This window comes from Polaromonas sp. P3_B1, from assembly GCF_056402935.1.
On record NZ_JBFUGK010000007.1, the window covers coordinates 91,388 to 113,961 of the forward strand.

The window sequence follows — 22,574 nt, forward strand, 5'->3', positions numbered from 1 at the left end:
ATGTCGTACTACGCTGGCCGAACGCAGCCCTCAAGCAATAAGTTCGGTCGCCGAACTTGCGCCAAGGTCCTTCACAGGTCGATTCAGACGCCCAGGTATTGGTGAACGATTCCAGGCTGCCCGCGCAATTCATCCGAGCTGCCTTGCCAGACGACGCGGCCTTTTTCAATCACAAAGTGCCGGTCTGCCAGGCCCATCAGCGCTTTCACGTTTTTATCGATGACGATCTGCGACAAGCCCTCCTTCTTCAGGTCAGCAAGGGCGCGCCAGATTTCGTTTCGAATCACAGGGGCCAGACCCTCTGTGGCTTCGTCGAGCACCAGCAGCCGCGGGTTGGTCATCAGCGCGCGGCCGATGGCCAGCATCTGCTGCTCGCCCCCCGACAGCTGTGATCCCAGATTAGCGCGACGTTCTTTCAACCGTGGGAAAAAGGCATAGACACGACCCAGGTCCCAGGTTTTTCCATGGCTCTTTTTGTCGTCCCGGGCGGTCGCCACCAGGTTTTCCTCGACCGTCAGGTTGGGAAACACTTGCCGGCCTTCGGGCACCAGCGCCAGGCCCTGGCGCGCGATGCGGTGCGAAGGTAAACGGTCTACACGGGCACCGGCCACCGACACGCTACCGGAGGCCACGGGCAGCATGCCGAACAAACATTTGACGGTGGTGGAGCGGCCCATGCCGTTGCGCCCCAGCAGGGTGACCACCTCACCTGGGCCGACGTCGAACGAGATGTCAAACAGCGCCTGCGCGTGGCCGTAGGAAGCCTGCAGGCCTTGGACGGATAAAAATGGTGTCATGATTTTTTCCTTGTCCGCTTCACGCTTGAGCTTCTTCACCGAGGTAGACCGCCCGCACTTCCGGGTGGTTGCGGATTTCCTCAGGCGTGCCGGTGAACAAGATCTTGCCGTAGACCAGCACGCTGATGCGGTCTGCCAGCGCAAACACCGCATCCATGTCGTGCTCGACCAGCAGGATGGTGTAGAGCCGTTTCAGACTTTTCAGCAGCGCGATGACGGCGGCGGATTCCTGAACACTCATGCCGGCCATGGGTTCGTCCAGTAGCAGGAACTTCGGCCCGGCGGCCAGGCTCATGGCCAGCTCCAGTTGCCTGCGCTCACCGTAACCCAGGTCGCCGGCCGACACATTGCATCGATGCGCGAGGCCGGTGGCTGCCAGCGCCTCTTCGGCGAACTTGCGTGCACCCTTGCTTGCCAGCATCGGCATCCAGAACTTGAAGGCATGCTGGCGTGAGCCAAGCGCCGCGAACGTGGCGTTCTCCAGCACGCTGAAGTCCTCAAAGATCGAGGTGATCTGGTACGAGCGCAACAAACCGCGCCTGGCGCGTTCATGGATAGGCAAAGCGGACACATCCGCGCCGTTGAACCAGACGCGGCCGCTGTTCGGTGCCAGCTCGCCTGACAGCTGGTTGATCAGCGTGGTCTTGCCGGCGCCGTTGGGACCGATGATGGCGTGCAGTTCTCCCTCGCCGATGTCGAGCGACACCGCGTCGGTGACCAGCAGCGCGCCGTAGCGTTTGGTGAGCGATTCAGTGCGAAGTACGCTGGCCATTACAGGGCTCCTTGCGCGGCATCCGTCGCAACGACCGATGGAGCGGCTTTTAGGGCCAGCTTTTCCCGGGAATCAAAGCGCTGCAGCAGCCCGATGATGCCGCGGTTCCCCAGGAGTGTGATGATGACGATGAAGGGGCCGAAGATGACCATCCAGTGTTCGGTCAATCCTTTCAGGATTTCTTCCAGGCCGAGGAAAACCAGCGCACCCATCAGGGGGCCGAACACCGTGCCCAGGCCGCCGATCACCACGATGACGATCAGCTCGCCCGACACCGACCAGGCCAGCGTGCTGGGCGAGGCGAAGGCATTGAGGTTGGCCAGCAGCAGGCCAGCCACACCGCACAACATGCCCGACATCACATAGGCCAGCAACTGGTAGCGCAGCACCGGGATGCCGGCGGCATTGACGCGGCGCGTGTTCTGCCTGGCGCCGCGGATCACCATGCCGAAGGGCGCGACGCGCAGCCTGGCCAGCCACCAGATCGACAGGACCAGGACCACGAAGGCCACAACGTAGACGCTGGTCGCGGATGACAGGTCGAGCGGGCCGAAACGGCTGGGCTGGGCGATGGACATTCCGTCATCGCCGCCATAGTTCTTCAAGCTCACGAACAGGAAGTAGCCCATCTGCGCGAAGGCCAGCGTGATCATGATGAAAGCGATGCCGCTGGTGCGCAAGCTGATGGCGCCCGTGACCAGCGCGACCAGGCCGCACACGCCCAGGCACAGCGCGAGGTGCACCCAGCCGTTGCCGATGCCATGAAAAGAAGCCAGGCCGACGGCATACCCTCCCAGGCCAAGAAACAGCGAATGGCCGAAGCTCACCAGCCCGCCGTAACCCAGCGCCATGTTCAGCGCGCAGGCGGCAATCGCGTAGATGATGATGCGCGCGAAGAAGGCGACATAAAACGGCTGGCCGGTGGCCTGTGCGACGAAGGGCACGGTCGCCAGCAACAGCAGGACCAGCAAGGAAACCCAGGCGCTGGGGCGTGAAAGAAGTGGGGTCATGGTTTCACCTGTTGGCGGGAAAGAGGCCTTGCGGGCGCCAGGCCAGCACCACCGCCATCAGCAGGTAGACCAGCATGGAGGCCAGCGCCGGGCCGGCGGCGTCGGCGAGCGAGCGCTCGGTGACCTGCCGCAGCAGGAAGGGCAAAAATGCGCGGCCCAGGGTGTCGACGATGCCGACGATCAGCGCGGCATGGAAGGCGCCGGTGACCGAACCGATGCCGCCAATCACGATGACGACCAGCGTCGTGATGAGTACCGACTCGCCCATGCCGGACTGCACCGACAGGATAGGCCCGGCCATCGCGCCGGCCAGGCCCGCGAGCATGGCGCCGACCGCGAACAGCATGGCGTTGAGCAGGCGGATATTCACGCCGAGCGCGGCGACCATCGCGGGGTTCACCGCACCGGCCCGGATCAGCATGCCCACGCGGGTCTTGTTGATCAGCAGCCAGGAACCCACTGCAACCACCAGCCCGACGACGATGATGGCGAAGCGGTAGGCCGGGTAGCTGAAGCCGGCGATAGGGATGGCGCCGCTCAGGAACTCCGGCACTTGCAAAAATACCGGCTGCGGGCCCCAGATGATGCGCACCAGTTCATTGAAGAACAAGACAAGGCCGAAGGTGGCCAGCACATGGTCAAGATGGTCGCGCCGGTAGAGGCGTGCGACCGCGACGAACTCCAGCGCCAGGCCCAGCAGCAGCGAGCCCAGCATCGCCGCCAGCAAGGCCAGCCCGAAGGAGCCGGTGTACTGGAAGGCCGTGGCCGCGAAGTACGCGCCCATCATGTACAGCGAGCCGTGCGCCAGGTTGACGAAGCTCATGATGCCGAAGACCAGCGTCAGGCCTGCCGCCAGTAAAAACAACAGGACGCCGTACTGCAGGCCGTTGAGCAGCTGCGCGAAAACTATCGTGCCGTTCATGTCACTTCAGCGCGCACTGCGCATGGTAGGCATCGCTCTGCTTGGGCAACGGGGTTGCGATGAGCTTTCCGACGACGTTGCCGCCGCTCTTGACGGCTTCGAACGCGTAGTAGTTCTGCACCGGCAGGTTGTTGTTGTTGAACGCGAATGTGCCGCGTACCGACTTGAACTCGCTGCCGGCCGCCTTGACCGCTACGGCGAGTGCCTTGGCATCGCCGGCCTTGGCCTTGCCCAGGGCGATATTCAGGATGTTGGCCGCGTCGTAGGCCGTCGCCGCGTACGCGCTGGGCGTGCGTTTGTATTTGCGTTCGAAGTCGGCAACGAACTTCTTGTTCTCCGGCGTGTCCAGCGCCGCGTCCCACATCGCGCCGCTGACGCTGCCAAGGGCCGCGTCGCGCAGGCCCGGCAGGGTTGTGCCATCGACGGTGAAGACGGAATACAGCGGCACTTTGGCCATCAGGCCGGCCTGGCTCATCTGTTTGATGAAATTGACGCCCATGCCACCCGGGTAGAACACAAACACCGCATCGGGTGCGGCAGCCTGCAGTTGCGCCAGCTCGGCGGAATAGTCAGGCTGGTTCACCTGCGTGTAGACCTCGTCCACGACCTGGCCCTTGAAGTAGCGCTTGAAGCCGGCCAGCATGTCTTTGCCGGCCTGGTAGTTGGGCGCCATCAGGTAGACCTTTTTCAGGCCCTTGTCCTGGGCCAGCTTGCCCATGGCTTCGGCCGCGCCGTCGTTCTGCCACGCGGCGGAAAACACATTGGCCTTGCAACCCGCGCCGGCCAGCGGCGACGGGCCGGCATTCGTGGCGATGGCCACGGTGCCCGACTCGGCGATGCGCGGCAGGCTGGCCATCAGCACATTGGAAAAGCTCAGGCCCACGATGGCATCGACCTTGTCCTTGTCGATGAACTTGCGCACGATCTGGCTGCCGATCTCAGGCTTGAGCTGGTCGTCTTCCTTCAGCACCGTGGCGGCCTGGCCGCCTAGCTTGCCGCCCAATTGCTCGACCGCCAGCATGAAGCCGTCGACCTGGTCCTGGCCGACGATGGCCTGCGGGCCGGACAGGGGGGCCATGAAGCCGATGGTGGCGGCGGCGGTGATCTGGCTGGCGCCGGCCAGGGCGAGCCCGGCCGCGGCGATCAGTGCGCTGCGGCGAAAAGCTGTCTTGGAGGGCGTCTTGGAAGTTGTGTTCATGGTGGGTTGTCTCCTCTGTGTGGGGTAATGAAAGGCTGAAAAGGGTGAAGGGCTGCGGGTTCAGTCGGAAATTTGCACGAAGACGCGCCCGCCCTCGATGCGCACGGGGTAGCTGCGAACGTCCTGCGTGATCGGCGCGCAGGTGCCGCGGCCGTTGCGCACGTCGAACTTGCCCTGGTGCAGCGGACATTCAATTTCATAGCCGTCAAGAAAGCCGTCGCACAGGCGGGCATGGCCGTGAGTACAGATGTTGTCGGTGGCGAAAATACTGCCCTCGACCTTGTAGAGAGCGATGTCGCGGCCGCCGACCTGCAGGCCGATCACGTCGTCTTCGGGAACACCGGCTTCTTCGGTGGCGTCCGTCCAGTTTGAATTGCTCATGATTTAGATGGGGTAAATGATGGAATTGGGGATCATTTCGCTGTCGTATACGCACAGCCGCGAAGCGAACTTCAGGCCTTCGGGGGTACGCACGATCACGTCGATGTAGCGGCCGACATTGAAGACCGTCGACTCTTGTGACAGCTTGGTGCGAAAGACCGCGTAGTTGGCCTCCGACTCAAAGCGATTGCCGCCGGCCGCGCGAATCAGCGGCGCACCGACGACGTGGCGCTGGTAGTAGGGGTCATGGAACAAGGTCTCGCGGATGCCATAGACACGGTCTTTCAGCATGCCCTTGCTTTCAAAAAGCAGGGTTGCCAGCGGAAAACCGCGTTCGTGGTTTTCCCGCGGGGTCAGCTTGTAGAGGCAGTCCTCGGTGAAGAACCCGGGCCACAAATCCCAGTTACCTGAATCGACCGCCTGCGCGTAATCGGCATACAGCTGCGCGATTTGCAGATAGTCTTCGAAATTGACGGCTACGGCTGTGGTCATACATCAGCCTCCATCACTTCGCGCCAGTATTGGTACATGCCGCGTATCAATGTTTCCGTGACCATGTGGTCGGTGTCCTCGGCCGTGCGCCCGCCGAGTTCGGCCAGGGTGCGGTGGTAAGGCTTCTGCTCGAAACCCTGCTGCGAGAACTCAATCACCTCGCCATCGTCAGCCGACACAAAGCCGGCCGGGCCGAACAGGTTGGCCTGGCGCAGCCGGCGCTGCGTCATCTCTGGCGTGTCGTCCTCAAAGCCAAAGTGCGTCCAGACGAAATCGAAGGAACCGTTGCCGTCGGGCTGGATGTGGCGCGTCGAGACGCTGTTGACCTGTTGCTGCAGGATGACGCTGGGAAACAGCGTCATCATCACCGCCGTCGGGCCGCCCCACCAAGGCTCGGGCACGATGTCCAGAAAGCGCGGATCGTTGAGTTCCATGCTCTCTTTGAAGCTGGACACCTGGGTGACCTGGTCCGCCTTGCCCGACTGCCCGCGCGTGGAGATCATCGCGGCATGGCGGTGGCGCGCATCCATTTTGAGTTCGGACTTGTTGTCTGCGCGCCAGAGGCCGAAGGTGACAAACCAGGTGTGCAGCAGGCCGGGGTGGTAGGGGTCCTTGATGTTCTCCTGCATCAGCTTCCAGTTTCCCGGGATGCGCTGGCGGTTGTAGCCCAGGATCTTCAGCTTCCGGCCGTCAAAGAGACGATCGAAATAACCGAGGATCACCGGTCCAAGAAAGTCTTCAAGGGATTCGATGCCGTGGTCGAAGCTGGCAAATACCACGCCGCCGCGCGTGGCGACCTTCAGCTTGTTGAGGCCGTGGTCGGTGGTCTTGAAGTCTGCCGGCATACCCCCGTTGACCTTGCCGTCCTGCTTCACGCCGCGCCGGAACGGCACGCCCTGCAGGTCGCCCTTCAAGGTGTAGCTCCACTGGTGATAAGGGCACACAAACTCTTTTTTGTTGCCATGGCGTTCGCGGCAGAACTGCATGCCGCGGTGGGCACAAACGTTTTCGACAACACTGACACCGCCGTCGGTGTCGCGCACCATGATCACCGAACGCTCTCCGATCACCGTGCGCTTGAAGTCGCCGGCGTTGGGGATCTCGGCGTCAAGGCCGACGTAGTTCCAGTGTTTGTTGTAGAAAAAGCGTTCAAGCTCTTTCTTGTGCTGGTCCGGGTCGGTGTACGCCATGAAGGGAATCCGGCTTGTACCTTCGGATTCCCAATGGATCTTGATGGGAAAGGTCCCGGTGGATCCGGTTGTTGTTGGGGCGGTTGTTGGGGCGGTCGATGCGGTCATCGCTGTCTCCTTTTGCTTCGGTTAATCAGCGCCTGTGCTTCAGGCGGTCACCGTGACCGTGATGCCCGCCAGGCCGGCTATATCGCCTTGCATGACGTCACCCGCAAGCACGGCGTTCACGCCTTCGGGGGTCCCGGTCATGATGATGTCGCCGGGCTCCAGCGTTTCATATTCGGAAAGATAGGCGATGCATTCCGGGACCGACCAGATCAGCTTGGCAACGTCTGACGATTGACGCGCGCTGCCGTTGACGGTGACGCTGATGGCGCCTTGCGCGACATGGCCGCCGTCGGCCACGCGTGACAGCGCGCCGACGGGAGCCGACAGCGAAAAGGACTTGCCGAATTCCCACGGCCGGCCCTTGTCGCGCGCTTCGAGCTGCAGGTCACGGCGCGTCATGTCCAGCCCCACGCCGTAGCCGTAGACATGGTCCAGCGCATCGGCCACGGCGATGTCGCGGCCACCCTTGCCGATGGCGACGACGAGTTCGATTTCGTGGTGGAAGTTGTTCGTCTTCGGCGGATAAGGAATGCCGACCGGCGACGACGCATCGACGGCCGCGTTGGCCGGTTTCATGAAAAAGAACGGCGGATCGCGCTCCGGGTCCTTGCCCATTTCTCGTGCATGCGCGGCGTAGTTGCGGCCCACGCAGAAAATGCGGTTGACGGGAAAGCGTTCGCGGATGCCCGCGACGGCGAGCGTGGGAGGGGCAGCGGGTTCGATGGCGTAGTTCATGTGACGGTGTTCCGTTGAAAAGTTGAAAGTCTTTCAGGCGCGGTGTTCGCGCCACAGGCCGAGGGCCTGCTGCACCGGGCGGTCTGAATAGCTGAAGAGCACGGTATCCGGGCCGGCGCGAAATTGGTGGCTGTGCCAGGACGGCACCACCATCACGTCGTTTTCATCAAGGCGAACGGTCTTGCCTTCAATGCTCGCCTCGGCCTTGCCGCTGAGGCACACGTACACCGTGCCATCGGTGCAGCGGTAGGGCCGTGTCTCAAAGCCCGCTGGAAGCAGCTGGGAGAACGCCGCTATCGTCGGCATGGGCGAGCGGCCGGTGGCCGGGTTGACGTAACGCTGCTTGTGGCCGAAGTGCGCGTCGGGCTCGCTGCCCGCGGCGATGGCTTTCAACGATGCCAGCGTGCGCTCCCAGGGATAGACAAACACTTTGGTCGGCTCGGCAGGCTGCTGGTAAAAATCGACCGGCACCATGTTGGCGCCGTAGCGCGCCAGCGCATCGCCCTCCGGCCGGACGACGGCCTGGTAGTTGCTGTCGCTTTTCTCGGCGAATCCCGCATCAAGGAAACGCACGATGGGAATATCCAGTCCGTCGAGCCACACCACCGGCTGATTACCCGGGTTGCCGTGGTCGTGCCAGGTCCAGGCCGGCGTGATGATGAAGTCGCCGCGGCGCATCGTCGTGCGTTCGCCATCGACCGCCGTGTAGGCGCCTTCACCGTCCAGCACCAGCCGCAGCGCGGACTGGGTGTGGCGGTGCGCCGGCGCCACCTCCCCCGGCATGATGAGCTGCAGGCCGGCATACAGCGACTGTGTGATGCAGGATTGGCCGCGCAGCCCGGGGTTTTCCAGAATCAGCACGCGGCGTTCAGCCTCAGCCGCGCTGATCAGCGTGCCCGCCTCCATGACCCGTTCGCGCACGTCGGCGTACTTCCACAGATGCGCGACCGCGGGCGACTTCGGCGAGTGCGGCACCAGCGCGCCCAGCACTTCCCACAAAGGCGTCATGTTGTCCGCGCCGATGCGCTCGTAGTAGTCCTTGCGGCTCAGCTGGGATTCAAGGCCATTATTTCTGCTGTTCATGGGGGTTCCTGTTGATCGGTCTGTTCAGTCTGGTCGCTCAAGTGCCGCTGGCGTAAAACGCGTCGGCATAGATTTGTTCGGGCAGCACGCCCATCTGGCGCACCAGCAGGCTGGTGGCCTCAACCATGGGGGGCGCGCCGCAGAGATAGGCACGGAAGCCGCCAAGGCCCGGCCAGTCCTGGGCAATGGCTTCGGTGACCAGGCCCGTGCGGCAGCCGGGCGCCTGGCCGGATGCCAGCACGAGGTGCACCTTCAGTTGCGGATGCTGGCGCTGAAGCTCCGCCAGCCATTCGCGGCCATAGATGTCGCGTTCGGAGCGAACGCCGAAATACAGGTGGATGCTGTTGCGCATGCCTTCGGCAATGACGCCGCGGATGATGGACAGAATCGGCGCCAGGCCTGTACCGCCGGCCACGCAGAGCATCGGCCCTTCATGCTTGCGGCGCAGGTAGGCCGAACCCAGCGGACCGCTGACGCGCACCGCGTCGCCGACCTTCAGCGTATTGGCGATGTAGCCTGTGACGCGGCCCTCGGCGACCAGGCGCACGTGGAACTCCAGCTCGCCGTCGGCACACAAGCCCGCCATGGAGTAAGGCCGGATGTGCTCGGGCGTGAACTGGAGCTGGGCGTACTGTCCCGGTGAAAACTCGATGGGCTTGGCCGGTTTCAGCCGCAGGCGTTTGATGTCGTGGGTCTGGTCCTCCACCGCAACGACGGTGGCCTTGACGATTTTTGCCGTATGGACAACGACCTCGTCGGGCTCGGGGATCTCGACAATGCAGGATTCCGTCAGAAAGGTCTGGCAGGCCAATACGTACTGGTCACCAGCCGCCACCGGCCGCTGCGCTTCCCCGCCCGAGGCGAGTACTTGCCCTTCGACGAGCTTGCAGCGGCAGGTGCCGCAACGCCCGGCCAGGCAGCTGTAGGACACCGGCACGTCGTTGGCGCGCAGGGCGTCGAGCAAGTTCACCCCTGCGCTAACGCTCAGCGTACGCTGGAGAGGGCGGACAAAAATTTCCATCGTGCTTGATCTGGTGTGTCTCGTGGGCAGCGGCAATCAGGACCAGCAGCTGCAATGAGGGCATGATCAGAGACCCACCAAAATCAGTCAATACAATGGCGTTAATGTTCTATATCATTTGAATCAATACTATCCGCCACGACCAAACCACCAAGCACTAGAGGCCGAAAATGGAACTCAAGGACATAGACCTGAACCTGCTGGTGATCTTTAACCAGCTGCTGACCGAAAGAAAAGTCTCCAAGGTGGCGGAGAACCTCGGCCTGGGACAGCCCGCCGTCAGCAACGCCCTGGCGCGCCTGCGCAAGCTGTTTGGGGACGAACTTTTTCTGCGCACGTCGAGCGGCATGCAGCCCACGCCCTTTGCGGACCAATTGGCCGAATCGATAGGTTATGCACTAGGCATGATCCACGGCGCGATCAACGTCAAGAACTCATTCGACCCCGCCAGCAGTAAACGGAGCTTCACCGTCGGGATGACCGACATCGGCGAAATCTACTTCCTGCCTCTCTTGATGGAGAAGATCCAGAAAGTGGCGCCCGGGATTTCCATCAGCACGGTGCGCAATACCACCGTCAACCTCAAAGATGCCATGGAGGCGGGACACGTCGATCTGGCGATCGGGCTGTTACCCCAATTGAAGGCCGGATTTTTCCAGCAGCGCCTGTTCTCTCAGCAATACGTTTGTGTGTTTCGCAAAAACCATGCACTGGACAAGCGAAAGATTTCTCCAGCGGATTTTTTTGCAAGCGATCACGTCGTGATTGCGTCCGCGGGAACCGGCCACGGGAAAGTCGACGAAATTCTGGACAGCGGTTCACAAAAAAGACGCATACGTCTCACGGTTCCCCATTTCGTCGCGATTGGCCATATTCTTCAATCCACCGACATGGCGGCCACAGTCCCCGAGCGCCTGGCGGAAAAAATGGCGACGCCATTCAATCTCCGATACGTCAACCATCCCGTCAAGTTGCCGCAAATCGCCATCAATCTTTTTTGGCACGCCAAGTACCACAAGGACCCGGCAAATCAGTGGCTCAGATCACTTGTCTTCGAGACGCATTCGGACCGGTAATGCGCGATTGGGCCCGGCACCTGAAACAGCCCACCGCCGGAAGGCCTTCGCGCCGGGCGCCCACTATGGACTCCCAGGGGTTCACTTCAAAGCGGCATCAGATGACCTGGCCGCCGGAGACTTCGATCCTTTGTCCCGTGACCCAACGGTTGTCCTCCGACAGAAGGCTCGCGATCATGGGACCGATGTCGTCGGGAACACCCACGCGACCCAGGGCGATCATGTCTGCGAATGCCTTGTTCATATCGGGCGTATCACGAACGGCGCCCCCCAGAAAATCGGTCTCGATCGCACCGGGCGCCACGGTGTTCACCGCAATACCGCGACTTCCAAGCTCCTTTGCCAGATAGACACTCAAAATTTCGACCGCGCCTTTTGCCGCAGCGTAGGCGGAGAAGCCCGGGTAGGAAACGCGCGTCAGGCCGGTCGACAGATTGACGATTCGCCCTCCATCGGCGATCAACGGCAGCAGGGCCTGCGTGAGGAAGTAGACGCCTTTAAAGTGCACATTGAACAGACTGTCGAAGTGCGCCTCGGTGGCGTCTGCAATCGGTGCCATATCACCGTGCCCCGCATTGTTCACAAGGTGGTCGAAGGTGTCGCGCTTCCAGGTTTCATTCAATACCGCCCTGACGCGACCCGCAAACGGCTTGAACGACGACACGTCGCTGGTATCCAGCTGGAAGGCAGCAGCCTTGCGGCCCATCGCCGCGATTTCGGCGACGAGCTTGTCCGCTTCATCAGCGCGGCTTTTGTAGGTCACGATGACATCCCCGCCGCGACGGACAATGCTGAGGGCGGTGTTGCGGCCGAGGCCGCGGCTGGAACCCGTGACGATAGCGATCTTGCTCATTTGAGGAACTCCTGTTCAGTGGGTTGATGTGGTTTGATGTGTTGGATGAGCGATCGTAGAAGCTCGTGCTCAAACAGAATTGCCAATTCCTCGAAGCCTTTTGCCCATTCCCACGACTTGACCTGCACTGCTTTGCGTCCTCCACCGTTTTTGCCCACCGGCATGGCAATACTTGCCCGTTCCTCGCAATGCCTTGCCTGTTTCTACAGCCGGCATTGGCCCGGCTTCCGTGATCAGTTAATGTTCGGGGGATGTCAGACACACTGCTCAAAGCTGTCAGCCGTTACCTGGAGGCGTACGCCAATCCTGCCGGGCTGGCACAAACACCCATCCAGGGCTTGACGACCATCCGCTCAATGGCGCCCACGAGCCTTGTTCACGCGATTTCCTGCCCCCTGGTCTGCCTGGTCCTTCAAGGAAACAAGCAAGTCTCTTTCGGAACCAGGACGGTCACCTTCGGTGCCGGGGACTCCATGCTGATTACCGCCGACATCCCCACAGCGAGCCAGATCACCCGTGCCAGCTCCACCGAGCCCTACATGTCGCTCGTCCTGGAACTCGATCTTCCGCTCATCGCCGAACTGACGATGGAGATGAAGGCAGTCCCATCGGACGATGCCGCGCCCGTCAGGGTTGAGCGCACGGATGCCGAGGTCGAGGACGCGGCGCTGCGCCTGATGCGGCTGCTGGAACGCCCCGCATCCGTGCCGATTTTGCGTGCGCAACTTTTGCGGGAGTTGCACTACTGGCTCCTGACGGGTCGCCACGGCGATGCGATCCGCTCCCTTGGGTGGAAACAGGGTAACCGGCAGCGGATCGCCCGTGCCATTGCCGTTCTTCGATCGGACTTTGCCAGCGCCCTTCCGGTCGACCGCCTTGCTGCAGAGGCGGGCATGAGCCCCTCGTCCTTCCATCAACACTTCCGTGCCGCCACTTCGCTCTCGCCGCTGCAGTTCCAGAAGCAGCTTCGGCTCATCGAAGCCCGCCGGCTGATGGTGGCGGAAGGACGAACCGCGAGCAGCGCAGCGTATGAAGTGGGCTATGAGAGCGTGTCACAGTTCACACGAGAGTATGGGCGGATGTTCGGGCTTCCGCCGATGAAGGAAGCTGCGGCCGCCAAGAGTGCTGCGGTAGCTGCGTAGCGGCACGGTGCGTGGCGAACCGGCGCCTGGCGGCTTGCACTGCTCGCGCATCAGCTTGCCAGAGCGGCGTCACAGGCGGGCTTTGTATATGGCGGGGGTTTCGCCAAAGGTGCGCCGGAAAAGATGGATGAAGGCGCTCGCGGTGGAATAGCCCAGATCCAGGGCAACCGTCGTCACGGCGGCGCCCGCCGCCAGCATTTCAAGCGACCGCATCATGCGGGCGCGCTGCCGCCATTCGGTGAAGTTGAAGCCCGTCTCGGCGACAAAGCGCCTGGTCAAGGTGCGCGTGCTCACGGCCGCGAAGTCCGCCCAACGCGCCAGGTCGCGATCATCCGCCGGGTCCGCAATCAGCGCACGGGCGACCCGCTGCAGGCGCGGGTCTTTCGGCAAAGGCAAGCCCAGCGGCTCAACAGGCAGTGTCCGGATTTCGTCCAGGATCACGTCGGCAACATGCGCCTGCGCGCCACTCAGCGGCTCACTGGGACTGACAGGCCAATGCGCAGCGCGAAGCACCGCTTCACGCAGCAGGCCGGACAAGCGGATGGTGCAAGGCTGTGGCGGCAAATCGCCGCACGCGGACTCCGCCACATACACGCTCCAGCCGTGAAAAGGCCCATGGGTGCTCCCGGAATGGATGTGGCGAGGCGGTAGCCACACGGCGTGAATCGCCGGCACCAGCCAGACCCCCTCCTGCACCCCCACAGACAACAAACCGCGCATAGAGCCAAAAAGCTGGCCGCGCGCATGGTGATGCGGCTCTGCCGCCAGTTCATCCTCATGGCGACCTTCCGCGGCAAAGAGCACCGGGCCGCCTGCCAGGTTGATGTAGTCGTCCAGGTGGCTCATGGGGTCATGCATGGCTGATTTGAGATATTGAATGGCCGATACAGTTTACGGGAGCCACTCAACACTGCTTAGGCTTGGGGTCTTCCACTTCTTCTACTTCTTCTACTTCTTTTAAGAAGGCCATCTCATGAATGCACAAGACGCCGGATCGCCCACTCAGGACGCGACCCCAACGAAGCTCCAGCAACCAGGCCCTCAAGCGCCGCAAGCTGATCTCGATGCGCTCTACGCGCCGCCGTCAGAAAGAATCCAGCGTGCAGTGCTTGACCATCTGGTCGACTTTCACAAGGCCTACCTGCGTAAAGCCACCTTCTTTTGCCTGGCCACGGGAAGCGAACACGGGCTGGACGCCTCGCCGCGCGGCGGCCCACCCGGATTCGTTCACGTACTGGACGAGAACACCGTCGCTTTTGCCGACTGGCCAGGCAACAACCGGATCGAATCGCTGCGAAACCTGCAGCGCGACCAAAGGCTGGCAATGGTTTTTCTATTTCCGGGGCTGGAGATATTCCTTCGTATCAACGGCCGGGGACGCATCTCTACTGACAAGGACTTGCTGTCCGATCTTCGCGAAGGGATGCGCATGCCGAAAACGGCAACCGTCGTGCAGATCGACGAGGTGCTGTTCCACTGCGGCAAGGCCGTCAATCGCGCCCAGCTTTGGGAGCACAGCTCAAGGCTGGACCGCGACACGCTCCCCACCGTGGGTGACGTACTTGCGGCCATCGGCCAGCTCCACGACGCCTCCAGCAAGCTCGATGACGCGCAGGTGAAAGAGATCAACAACCACTACGATCAATCCGTGCGCAATGACCTGTACTGAAGGCTGGGTGGCATTCGGCAGTTGCGCTCCTCGCGAGATTGCGGGGCTTGTGGTGATCACGTCCGTCACTCGACAGTGACGGATTTGGCCAGCTAGCGGGAGAGGGTTTGTGTGGCCGCGTAACTTCGCTGCGCGAAGTGAGCGTCCACCAAGCCTCGCAGTGCTATTCTGAGCAATTAAAGTCGTAAACAGGGGCCGAGGATCCATGCGGGTCCGCGGCGTTGAGAATTTACAACTAACGAACCTGAAGTCGTAAACAGCGGCGGACCCCTTCTGAAATGCATGGATTCAGATTCGTGCCTGCAACCCCTGCCGAAAATTCAGCGGCAAAACGTTATTCAGACACAACTTGCAATGGACGTCAGTTTGTCGCTGCTTCCTGGATGAGTGCAGCCACCTCTGCGGGATGCGAAACCATCAGCGCATGGGATCCGCCTTTGACCACCACGGTCTTCTTGGCTTGGGCACGCTCGGCCATGAAGCCCATCGCTGCTGGCGGGATGTTCAGATCATCCGTACCATAAATGGCCCAGCTGGGAATTGACTTCCACGCCGGCGCGGGAGAAGCTTCCTGCAGGGCCGCTGCCTTGACGGGCCTCTGCGTGGCCGCCATGGCCCTGGCCTCGGCGAGGGGAACGTCCGCTGCGAACTGTTGCGGGAACTTTTCTTGCTGGACGTAAAGGTCTTCACCGCCGTCGGGCAGTGGCACTGGTGCAGCCAGGGCTGGGGGCAGCGTCGAACCCGGGAATTTCCCGGTCAAGGCCAGTGCACTCTCACCCTGGGCGGGCGCGAAGGCTGCGACGAACACGAGTGCTTTGACCTTGTCGAGACCATTGGCTGCGGCCGAAATGACCGAGCCGCCGTATGAGTGCCCGACAAGCACAACCGGGCCGGCGATTGACTTCATCAGCGACGCCACGTACGCACCGTCGTTTGCCACGCCGCGCAAGGGGTTGGCTGCTGCAACGACGGGGTAGCCCTGCCTGGTTAACTCCGCAACGACGCCATTCCAACTGGACGAGCCGGCAAAAGCGCCATGGACAAGGACGATCGTCGGCTTGGGGCCGGCGGCCCCTGCGCTTACGGCCGAGAAGGCCAATATGCCGACCGCAAGGGTACGCGGGATTAACTTGAACATGGAATCTCCTTTGGAAAATGCGCCGACTCGTCAGCGCGGTTGATGAAACAGTCAAGGCCGGTCGATTTAGGCGCGGCGGCGCTTAGCGGCTTATCCGGCTGCTACGCCCGAAGGCAATCTTTTGAGATCGAAAGTTCGCTCCTTTAGAACACTGCAGGCGGCCAGGGCCAAGCCAAACAGCGTCAATATTGCGGCCACCCATGGAAGGTGCGCCAGATCGACTCCTTGAGTGATGGCCGCACCACCCAGCCATGCTCCCACGGCGTTTCCGAGGTTGAACGCAGCGATGTTGAGGCTGGAAGCCATGCTCTGCCCGGCCCCCTGCGCCTTGTTCAGCACTCGCAGCTGTAGTGGCGCCACGGTAGAAAACGCTCCTGTGCCAAGCAGTCCGACAAAAAGGACTGCGGTCACACGGTTTTCCATGGCGAACCCCATCAACACGAGGATGACGGCCAATGCCGCCAGCGACCCAAGCAGCATTCGTACCGGTGCGCGGTCTGTCAAGCGACCACCGATGACGTTCCCAAAAACCATGCCCACGCCGAACATGAGCAAAATCACTGAGACCTGCGACTCCGCGAATCCCGTGACCTGCGTCAGCAAGGGCTGAACATACGTGAAAACTGCAAACACGCCAGCGAAGCCGAAGACGGTCGCCCCCAGTCCCAGCAACACATGAGCTCGTCCCAGGACCGTGAATTCCTCACGTAGCGACACGCGGCTACCGCAACCAGCCTCTTTCGCCGACACAAAAATGGCAAGGACGGCTATCGCTGCAAGGCCGATGACCGATACAGCCCAAAACGTGGAACGCCACCCAAAATGCAACCCGAGCCAGGAGCCAACCGGCACACCCAGGAGGGTCGCCACCGTGAGCCCTGTGAACATTGTTGACAGCGCTGCCGCCCTGCGATCTGCCGACACCACGCTCGTGGCTACGACAGCGCCAATGCCAAAAAATGTTCCGTGTGCAAGTGAGGTGATCACGCGGGCGACCATAAGCACTGCGTAGTTGGGTGCCAGCGCGCAGGCCATGTTCCCGAGTGTGAAGATCCCCATCAAAACCAGGAGAGCCTTCTTGCGCGGCACACGGCTCATCAACGCCGTCAGTACCGGAGCACCCACAAAAACGCCCAATGCGTAGCCGGAGATCAGCAGCCCCGCCGTGGGTACGCTGACATGCATGTCTGCCGCTAGCTGAAGCAGCAAACCCATGATGACGAACTCTGTCGTGCCAATCCCGAAGGCGCCTATCGTCAGCGCGTAGATGGCCATGGAGGACCGCTTGCCGACCGGAATCGGCGAGCTCGAGGTGAATGTGCTCGGCTTGTTCATTGAATGTCGTCCGTGGTGGCCGTTTTCTGAAGCGTTAGTGGTTTGATTGAAGAATACGGACGGGCTCAAGTCGTCGCATCTCCCGGAAACAAGGCCTTCATGGCGGCGTAATGGGAGATGTACGCGTCCTCCTTTTGGAGGAGTTACCGCGCTTGCCGGCGTGATGCAAGGAAGTCGCGCGCTCAGGCGGGTTGCATTCACACAAATTCACACCGTGTGGTGTTCCGCATAGGGCGTTAAATGGAATTCACAGCAATTCACTTTCCTCTCGGCAAGGAGAGGAACGATCATCGGCTACACCACCGGCGTGCATTTCGCCCGCCGATAGGAACCGTGGAGCCAGACCATGCTTAATTCCCTCAGGATCGGGGTGCAGGTGTTTTGCAGCGACCCGTTGGTGCGCACCGGGCTTAAGGCGGCATTTGGCGAAGAGCCCGATCTGGCCTGGGTGCCGCAGGGCGAAGCCAATGCCGACGTCGTCGTCGCAGATTACGAACGGGGCCTGCAGCTTATCGACGAGGCCAAGGCGGAGGGCAGCGCCTCCCCCTATCGCCAAAAAGTACTGATACTGACCGCTCGCGAAAGCGAGTGGGAGATCAGGACAGCCCTGGAGCGAGGCGCGCGAGGCTACCTGGTTCATGGGTGCGACCTGCCAGAACTGATGGTCGCGGTTCGGACCGTGCACCGCGGGATGCGCCACCTGTGCGCGCCTGCGGCTCGGCGTCTGGCGGACAGCATGGCACATGCGACTTTGACCAACCGGGAAGTCGAGGTCTTGCGCCTTGTTGTTGAAGGCTGCGGCAACAAGGTGATCGCCCGCGAGCTCGACATCGCAGTCGGCACCGTCAAGTCGCACCTCAAGACGATTTTTGAAAAGCTCGGAGCCAAGAGCCGAACAGAGGTCGCAAAGCTGGCTGAACGGCGGGGTTTGCTGTCATCTTCGCCGGCCGACGTGGCCGCGTCGCCGAGGGTGCCAACTTCTGCCTAGTGGAGGCGTCGGTAGCGCTCCCCGGCAGGCGCCTATGTTGAGATCTCCCGCAATTTTCGGAATCCCCGTCGCGCCGTCTCATTGATGAGCTCGAAAGGAATCCGGGCATCTTCGTCGCAGGCGATCGCGCTTTGCCCGGCCTGTTCGAAGGCCGCGCACATACGATTGCCCTGAGGGTCCTCGAGACTTGCATGCACCCGTACCTGGAAGTGACCGGACTTCCAAGCCGTTTTGGGTCGAAATCGCCAATGCCTTTCCCCCTGTGACAAGGTCGCGCGCCCCTCCAGGCGCCGTCCATCCGAGGCTGACACCGCAATCAGGTCCTTGGCGTTCGCATTCAGCGCAGCAGGAAACCGGATTTCCAGAGGCTCGCGACCGCCAGGCTTGGGCAATAGGAGCCGCCACGCCTGGGTATCGAGCCGGGCACGAATAGCAGGTGCTATGTTCCACGATTTTCTTATTGGACGAGGAAGCTGGGGATCGGCAATGGTCATGGTGACGCGTTGACTGTTCCGAAGCGCCAAGCCTGCTTGCCTATTGGGGCCAACGTCCGTTTTGACGCGCCCGGGATGCATCAGTATGGCAATTCGCTTCCCGTCTGGGCTGGCCAGCGGGATGTCGTAAAAAGCGCCAGCTATTGGATTTCCCCTGTCATCCGCCAGCGAAACGCGGGAAATGTCCAACACACCTCCCAGGGGCCTGTCTAATACCAGTTCAATCCGCAAGAGATTTTCAGGCACGCTTTCACCCGACGGCAGTATCGTCGGGGCACTGCTCACAGCTCCGCACATCGTGGCAGTGACGATGATCAATGCTGATGCGAACACCACTTTCATAAGCTGCCCCGCCCTTCTTCTCACTGAGACAACTCGGGGAAACCTTCGATGGCACGGAAATACTTGTGGTAACCGCTCCACTTGTCGTTAGGCGGGTATTTGTAATCTTTGAAGTCGTACTCATTGACAAAATCGCTCAAACGCAAATAGGCGCCTTTGGGAATGGATACCAATTGCATCCGCCCCGATGCCTCATCGCGCCGAAGCGCCAGCAAAAGCTCTTTATTGAGGTTGTCCAGCCGCATAACGGTGCTCATAGGCACCATGATTGACTTGGCCCCTAGATAAGGCTCTGTCGGCCATTTGATGGGTGTGTTCAACCCTGGCTTGGCGGCGGCATCTGAAATTACCGAAAACGAAAGCAAGTCTGCGGCGCGGCTGCTATTGGTGATCAGGGCATAGTTTTCCTCTCCAGCGCTGAACGTGACAATGTCGGTCGGCGCGCTTCCCCAACCGAGTTCACCCACGGTTTTGCCGGTAATGTGCATGCCGGCTTTCAGATCGGTTAATGGAATTGTGACGAGCGGCGTGCAGGTATAAGCGGCCACCAAGGTGGGCACACCCGACAGTGACATGATGGTCATAGCGCGAATGGGCGCCCGCGTCTCGATCTGATCATGGACGGGGTGATAAATCTCAACCGTCGTAGCTGAAGGCTTGCCGGTGAATGGGTAGTCGTATACACGCAGCGTGGATGCGAATTCCTGGTTAGACAGCCCCGCGACATACAGTTTGTTCTCGTAGAACTTCATGTCAGTAACCGTCAGGCTTCGATACGGCAAGGTACGCCAGAAATTTGCGTCTGCGCCTGGAAGGTCGGTAACTGAAGCGGACACTGGAGTGGACTTTTGGGCGACATTCGCCAGATTAATCTTTTGAACCTTGCCCGCGGAGTTAATCGTCACCACTGCGGGTTTGGTCGTCGCCTTGTCCTGTTGAATGGTCACTGCGACGTACGCAAGGCCGGTGCCAGGCTGCACCACCATGTCCTCAAACCGAAGCGAACTGCGGCTCACGCGCAGCACGCCGGCGATTGGCCCTTGGATGTCGCTTAGATTGAAGGGCGCAGGGGCGTCCGCCTTTGCGGTAGAGATCGGAACGGTCACTGCATGAATGCGCCCATTCTTCCAATCCGCAATAAACAGAGTGCTCGCATCGCCAAAGGTCAATTTGGCGGCGGAAGCGATGCGCTCACTGGCGAGCGCCCCGTTTACGTGAGATAGCAGCGCCATAGCTGCCAGCACTAGTAGAGGCTTGAATGTCATATCGGCCTTTTACAAATAGTGGATGAAATGCGTTGAGAACTGCGCGGCCTTCAGCCATCCGCGCCAGGCAACTATCTCTCGCGCGACCCGGCCAGGTCTATCGGCCAAGAGGCCCCTTTTTGTTACCTCTTTTGGATGGAGCGGTCTCGGCAGTAGCGGGAACGTCGCGGCTGCAAACGGTGTTGTTCTTTAACAACCTTTCGCAGCGGAAATGCTTCGAATCGCCCGAAACGACACCCGTTTGAGCCGCTTCCAAATCAAATTCACAACGATTCACACTGCACGTAATGCAGCGCTGCATGATTCTGGATCAGTGCCGAAAATGGGCCATCGTGGCGGGAATTCAAATGCAAAAAAGAACATATCGGGCGTGCAGAAATGTGGCAGCGGGACTGCTCACTCCGTTACTACTGGTCTCAGGGTTGACGAAAGTCAATGCACAGGGCTTGCCGGTCGAAGATTCAGAAGCGACTTCATCTCTCAAGGAAGTGGTGGTAAGCGTTGAGCGCCGCGAAACCGTGTTGCGCAAAACGCCGATGTCTGTGGGCGTGGTGGGCGAGGCCGAGATCGAGGCCAAGGGCGTAGCCCAACTTAGTGACTTGGTGGCGCTTGTACCTGGCGTCGCAGTGCCGAATGGCTTTAGCAATCAGCCGCAGGCAGTGGGCATCCGTGGGGTCGGCGTGTCATTGCCGGCCATGAGCCAGGCCGTGGGGATCTACGTCGACGATGTGCCGCTTGTGCGCGGCTATGCCAATGCCCTGTGGGATCTGCCGGACATGGAACGCATTGAGGTGCTGCGCGGGCCGCAGGGAACCTTGTATGGCCAAAATCTGACGGCCGGCGCGGTGAAGCTCATCTCCGCCGATCCCACTGCTGAACGCTCGGCTTGGTTATCCGCGGGCTTTGGCAGCCAGGGAGCGAGAGAGGTCCGTGGCTTTGCAACCGGCGCCATAGGCGGAACGGCCGAGGAGCCGACAACCGCCAGCATCGCATTCTCCCGCCGCAGCAACGATGGATTTGGCCACAACGCCACCCTGAATAAAGACGTCAACAAGCTGGACGCCACGCAATTTCGAGCGAAATTCCGATGGCAGACATCCGGCGGAAATAGTGTGGTGTGGTCTATTGACGGTTTGAAAGACACGTCGGACACCAACACATCGAACTTTCCTTTGAATGATCCAAGAGCAGCCCCACGCGTCACTTTTACTGCGGTGGACGCTGGCGCCTTCAAGCGCATTGCAGGCGGTACGTCACTGAAGATCACCAGCCAAGTCAACCCGGACACCGTGTTCAAGTCCATCACGGCGTTACGCGGCTACCGTGATGACCCGACAGTGGCCGACTTCGGCGGACTCGCCGTGCAGCGGTACACATTGTCCCAGACCGTGGAACAGCGGACGTTGTCTCAAGAATTGCAGTTGCAGCGCGACGCCGGCGTAAACCAGTGGACGGTAGGGCTGATGTTTATCGCAGACAATTTCGCATTCGATCGTTTTCTTGCGGTGACACCGCCCGGTGCACCGGCTACGAGATACACCGAAGCACAGACGTATCAGCAGACACGCGATGTCGGCCTTTATGGCCAGCTCCGGCATGCATTTTCAGCGCAAACGGCACTCACCATGGGCTTGCGCGCATATCACACCCGGGAAACCGGGTCCAACCGGTTCTGGCTGACGCAGGCTCAACAGGTGCGAACGACACAGGTGTATGACGCCAGCAACCTGTCTACCTCGACAAGCGGCCTGCTGCCCCGGATCAGCCTTGAGCATCAGTGGACACCCGACATATTCCTCTACGGCAGTTACACCAAAGGCGCAAAATTTGCCGGCTTCAATCGCGCGGCCGAGTCCCTGCTGTCCGCGCAGGTAGCTGCCAATCCTGAGCGCGTGACCACCTATGAGCTGGGGAGCAAGGGGCGCTTCTTTGACGGCAAGCTCACGGCCAGCGCCGCGTTGTTCTACAACCAATACCGGGACTACCTGGCTTCGCTGTCCAACAGCGTTGTCAACGGGGTGGTGGTAACGGATCCCGTGCTGGTCAATGCGGGCAGGGCCAAGACCTACGGCCTGGATGTGGAACTGGCCGGCCAGCTGGCGCGCCAAACCCAATGGACACTGGCGGCTGAATTTCTGCAAGCGCGCTTTGATCAATTTGCAAACCCCACCGGAGCTGCTGCCAGCAACTTCACCGGCAACGACCTGCCATATGCGGCTCATGTGTCATTGAGTGCCAGCCTGCGTCACGTGGTGCCCATATCAGGTGGCGGGGCCTTGGCGCTGACCGGCAGCGTGCAATACACCGCACCCCAATTCACCGACGTGGCAAACACGCCCGATCTGAAGTCGCCGGAGCAGACCTATGTCAATGTGGATGCCACCTACACCGAGTCGAACGGGCGATGGAGTGTGTCGCTCAGGATCAAGAACTTGCTGAACAAGACTTATGCTCTCGTACGCACCCGCATTGCTCCGGCAGGGGTCGATTCGGTGTTCTATAACGCTCCACGGACCGCCTTGCTGACCGCAAGATACAGTTTCTAGGGCTTATCGCTTCAGGA

The 22,574-nt window shown here is 61.0% G+C and carries 22 protein-coding genes; 5 read left to right on the forward strand and 17 right to left on the reverse strand.

Annotated elements, in window-relative coordinates:
* Positions 1-83 precede the first annotated feature (83 nt).
* From AC1DXS_RS06040 to AC1DXS_RS06090, 11 genes are read right to left on the reverse strand one after another with little or no spacing between them, the layout of a single operon-like run.
* Positions 84-797 (reverse strand): ABC transporter ATP-binding protein, encoded by a 714-nt coding sequence (locus tag AC1DXS_RS06040; RefSeq protein ID WP_477736657.1) that lies wholly within the window; start codon positions 795-797, stop codon positions 84-86.
* 19 nt (positions 798-816) lie between these two features.
* A complete protein-coding gene (locus AC1DXS_RS06045) occupies positions 817-1,569 on the reverse strand; it encodes an ABC transporter ATP-binding protein (protein WP_477736658.1) in 753 nt (250 codons plus the stop codon).
* Positions 1,569-2,579, reverse strand: a complete 1,011-nt coding sequence (locus tag AC1DXS_RS06050) for a branched-chain amino acid ABC transporter permease (protein WP_477736659.1) — start codon at positions 2,577-2,579, stop codon at positions 1,569-1,571. Before AC1DXS_RS06050 ends, AC1DXS_RS06045 begins: the two co-directional genes overlap by 1 nt.
* A gap of 4 nt (positions 2,580-2,583) precedes the next feature.
* A complete protein-coding gene (locus tag AC1DXS_RS06055; protein ID WP_477736660.1) occupies positions 2,584-3,501 on the reverse strand; it encodes a branched-chain amino acid ABC transporter permease in 918 nt (305 codons plus the stop codon).
* A gap of 1 nt (position 3,502) precedes the next feature.
* Positions 3,503-4,699 (reverse strand): ABC transporter substrate-binding protein, encoded by a 1,197-nt coding sequence (locus AC1DXS_RS06060; RefSeq protein WP_477736661.1) that lies wholly within the window; start codon positions 4,697-4,699, stop codon positions 3,503-3,505.
* Between the two features lie 60 nt (positions 4,700-4,759).
* The gene (locus AC1DXS_RS06065) at positions 4,760-5,080 is read right to left on the reverse strand and encodes a non-heme iron oxygenase ferredoxin subunit (protein ID WP_477736662.1); all 321 of its coding nucleotides are present in this window, start codon (positions 5,078-5,080) and stop codon (positions 4,760-4,762) included.
* A gap of 3 nt (positions 5,081-5,083) precedes the next feature.
* Positions 5,084-5,572 (reverse strand): aromatic-ring-hydroxylating dioxygenase subunit beta, encoded by a 489-nt coding sequence (locus AC1DXS_RS06070; RefSeq protein ID WP_477736663.1) that lies wholly within the window; start codon positions 5,570-5,572, stop codon positions 5,084-5,086.
* Positions 5,569-6,870, reverse strand: a complete 1,302-nt coding sequence (locus AC1DXS_RS06075; protein WP_477736664.1) for an aromatic ring-hydroxylating dioxygenase subunit alpha — start codon at positions 6,868-6,870, stop codon at positions 5,569-5,571. Before AC1DXS_RS06075 ends, AC1DXS_RS06070 begins: the two co-directional genes overlap by 4 nt.
* 39 nt (positions 6,871-6,909) lie before the next feature.
* On the reverse strand, positions 6,910-7,605 hold the full coding sequence (locus AC1DXS_RS06080; RefSeq protein ID WP_477736665.1) for a fumarylacetoacetate hydrolase family protein: 696 nt from the start codon (positions 7,603-7,605) through the stop codon (positions 6,910-6,912).
* Positions 7,606-7,638: 33 nt separating this feature from the next.
* Positions 7,639-8,688 carry a gentisate 1,2-dioxygenase gene (gtdA, locus tag AC1DXS_RS06085; RefSeq protein WP_477736666.1) on the reverse strand — a complete coding sequence of 350 codons (1,050 nt, stop codon included), beginning with the start codon at positions 8,686-8,688 and terminating at the stop codon, positions 7,639-7,641.
* A 37-nt stretch (positions 8,689-8,725) separates the two neighbouring features.
* Positions 8,726-9,709, reverse strand: a complete 984-nt coding sequence (locus AC1DXS_RS06090; protein ID WP_477736667.1) for a 2Fe-2S iron-sulfur cluster-binding protein — start codon at positions 9,707-9,709, stop codon at positions 8,726-8,728.
* A gap of 170 nt (positions 9,710-9,879) precedes the next feature.
* Between AC1DXS_RS06090 and AC1DXS_RS06095 the strand changes: the two genes are divergently transcribed.
* Complete coding sequence (locus AC1DXS_RS06095) at positions 9,880-10,785, forward strand: LysR family transcriptional regulator (protein WP_477662818.1); 906 nt, start codon at positions 9,880-9,882, stop codon at positions 10,783-10,785.
* Between the two features lie 97 nt (positions 10,786-10,882).
* Here the strand turns inward: AC1DXS_RS06095 and AC1DXS_RS06100 are convergent, their stop codons facing one another.
* Entirely contained in the window at positions 10,883-11,638 is a 756-nt protein-coding gene (locus AC1DXS_RS06100) for an SDR family oxidoreductase (RefSeq protein ID WP_477736668.1), read from the reverse strand.
* A gap of 251 nt (positions 11,639-11,889) precedes the next feature.
* Between AC1DXS_RS06100 and AC1DXS_RS06105 the strand changes: the two genes are divergently transcribed.
* The gene (locus AC1DXS_RS06105) at positions 11,890-12,780 is read left to right on the forward strand and encodes an AraC family transcriptional regulator (RefSeq protein ID WP_477736669.1); all 891 of its coding nucleotides are present in this window, start codon (positions 11,890-11,892) and stop codon (positions 12,778-12,780) included.
* Between the two features lie 69 nt (positions 12,781-12,849).
* On the opposite strand, the gene AC1DXS_RS06110 is transcribed toward AC1DXS_RS06105, so the two are convergent.
* Positions 12,850-13,638 (reverse strand): AraC family transcriptional regulator, encoded by a 789-nt coding sequence (locus tag AC1DXS_RS06110; protein ID WP_477736670.1) that lies wholly within the window; start codon positions 13,636-13,638, stop codon positions 12,850-12,852.
* 115 nt (positions 13,639-13,753) lie between these two features.
* Here AC1DXS_RS06110 and AC1DXS_RS06115 point away from each other — a divergent pair, with 115 nt between their 5' ends.
* Positions 13,754-14,449: an MSMEG_1061 family FMN-dependent PPOX-type flavoprotein gene (locus AC1DXS_RS06115; protein ID WP_477736671.1), complete on the forward strand. Its 696-nt coding sequence runs from the start codon at positions 13,754-13,756 to the stop codon at positions 14,447-14,449.
* A 361-nt stretch (positions 14,450-14,810) separates the two neighbouring features.
* Here the strand turns inward: AC1DXS_RS06115 and AC1DXS_RS06120 are convergent, their stop codons facing one another.
* Positions 14,811-15,587, reverse strand: a complete 777-nt coding sequence (locus AC1DXS_RS06120; RefSeq protein ID WP_477736672.1) for an alpha/beta fold hydrolase — start codon at positions 15,585-15,587, stop codon at positions 14,811-14,813.
* 90 nt (positions 15,588-15,677) lie between these two features.
* Positions 15,678-16,922 (reverse strand): MFS transporter, encoded by a 1,245-nt coding sequence (locus tag AC1DXS_RS06125; protein WP_477736673.1) that lies wholly within the window; start codon positions 16,920-16,922, stop codon positions 15,678-15,680.
* Between the two features lie 346 nt (positions 16,923-17,268).
* On the opposite strand from AC1DXS_RS06125, the gene AC1DXS_RS06130 reads away from it, so the two are divergent.
* Positions 17,269-17,910 (forward strand): LuxR C-terminal-related transcriptional regulator, encoded by a 642-nt coding sequence (locus AC1DXS_RS06130; protein WP_477736674.1) that lies wholly within the window; start codon positions 17,269-17,271, stop codon positions 17,908-17,910.
* Positions 17,911-17,942: 32 nt separating this feature from the next.
* On the opposite strand, the gene AC1DXS_RS06135 is transcribed toward AC1DXS_RS06130, so the two are convergent.
* Together AC1DXS_RS06135 and AC1DXS_RS06140 are read right to left on the reverse strand one after the other, a co-directional pair.
* Positions 17,943-18,746, reverse strand: a complete 804-nt coding sequence (locus AC1DXS_RS06135; protein ID WP_477736675.1) for a hypothetical protein — start codon at positions 18,744-18,746, stop codon at positions 17,943-17,945.
* A gap of 20 nt (positions 18,747-18,766) precedes the next feature.
* Positions 18,767-20,011 carry a hypothetical protein gene (locus AC1DXS_RS06140; protein WP_477736676.1) on the reverse strand — a complete coding sequence of 415 codons (1,245 nt, stop codon included), beginning with the start codon at positions 20,009-20,011 and terminating at the stop codon, positions 18,767-18,769.
* 299 nt (positions 20,012-20,310) lie between these two features.
* On the opposite strand from AC1DXS_RS06140, the gene AC1DXS_RS06145 reads away from it, so the two are divergent.
* Positions 20,311-22,557 (forward strand): TonB-dependent receptor, encoded by a 2,247-nt coding sequence (locus tag AC1DXS_RS06145; RefSeq protein WP_477736677.1) that lies wholly within the window; start codon positions 20,311-20,313, stop codon positions 22,555-22,557.
* The last annotated feature ends 17 nt before the right edge of the window (positions 22,558-22,574 follow it).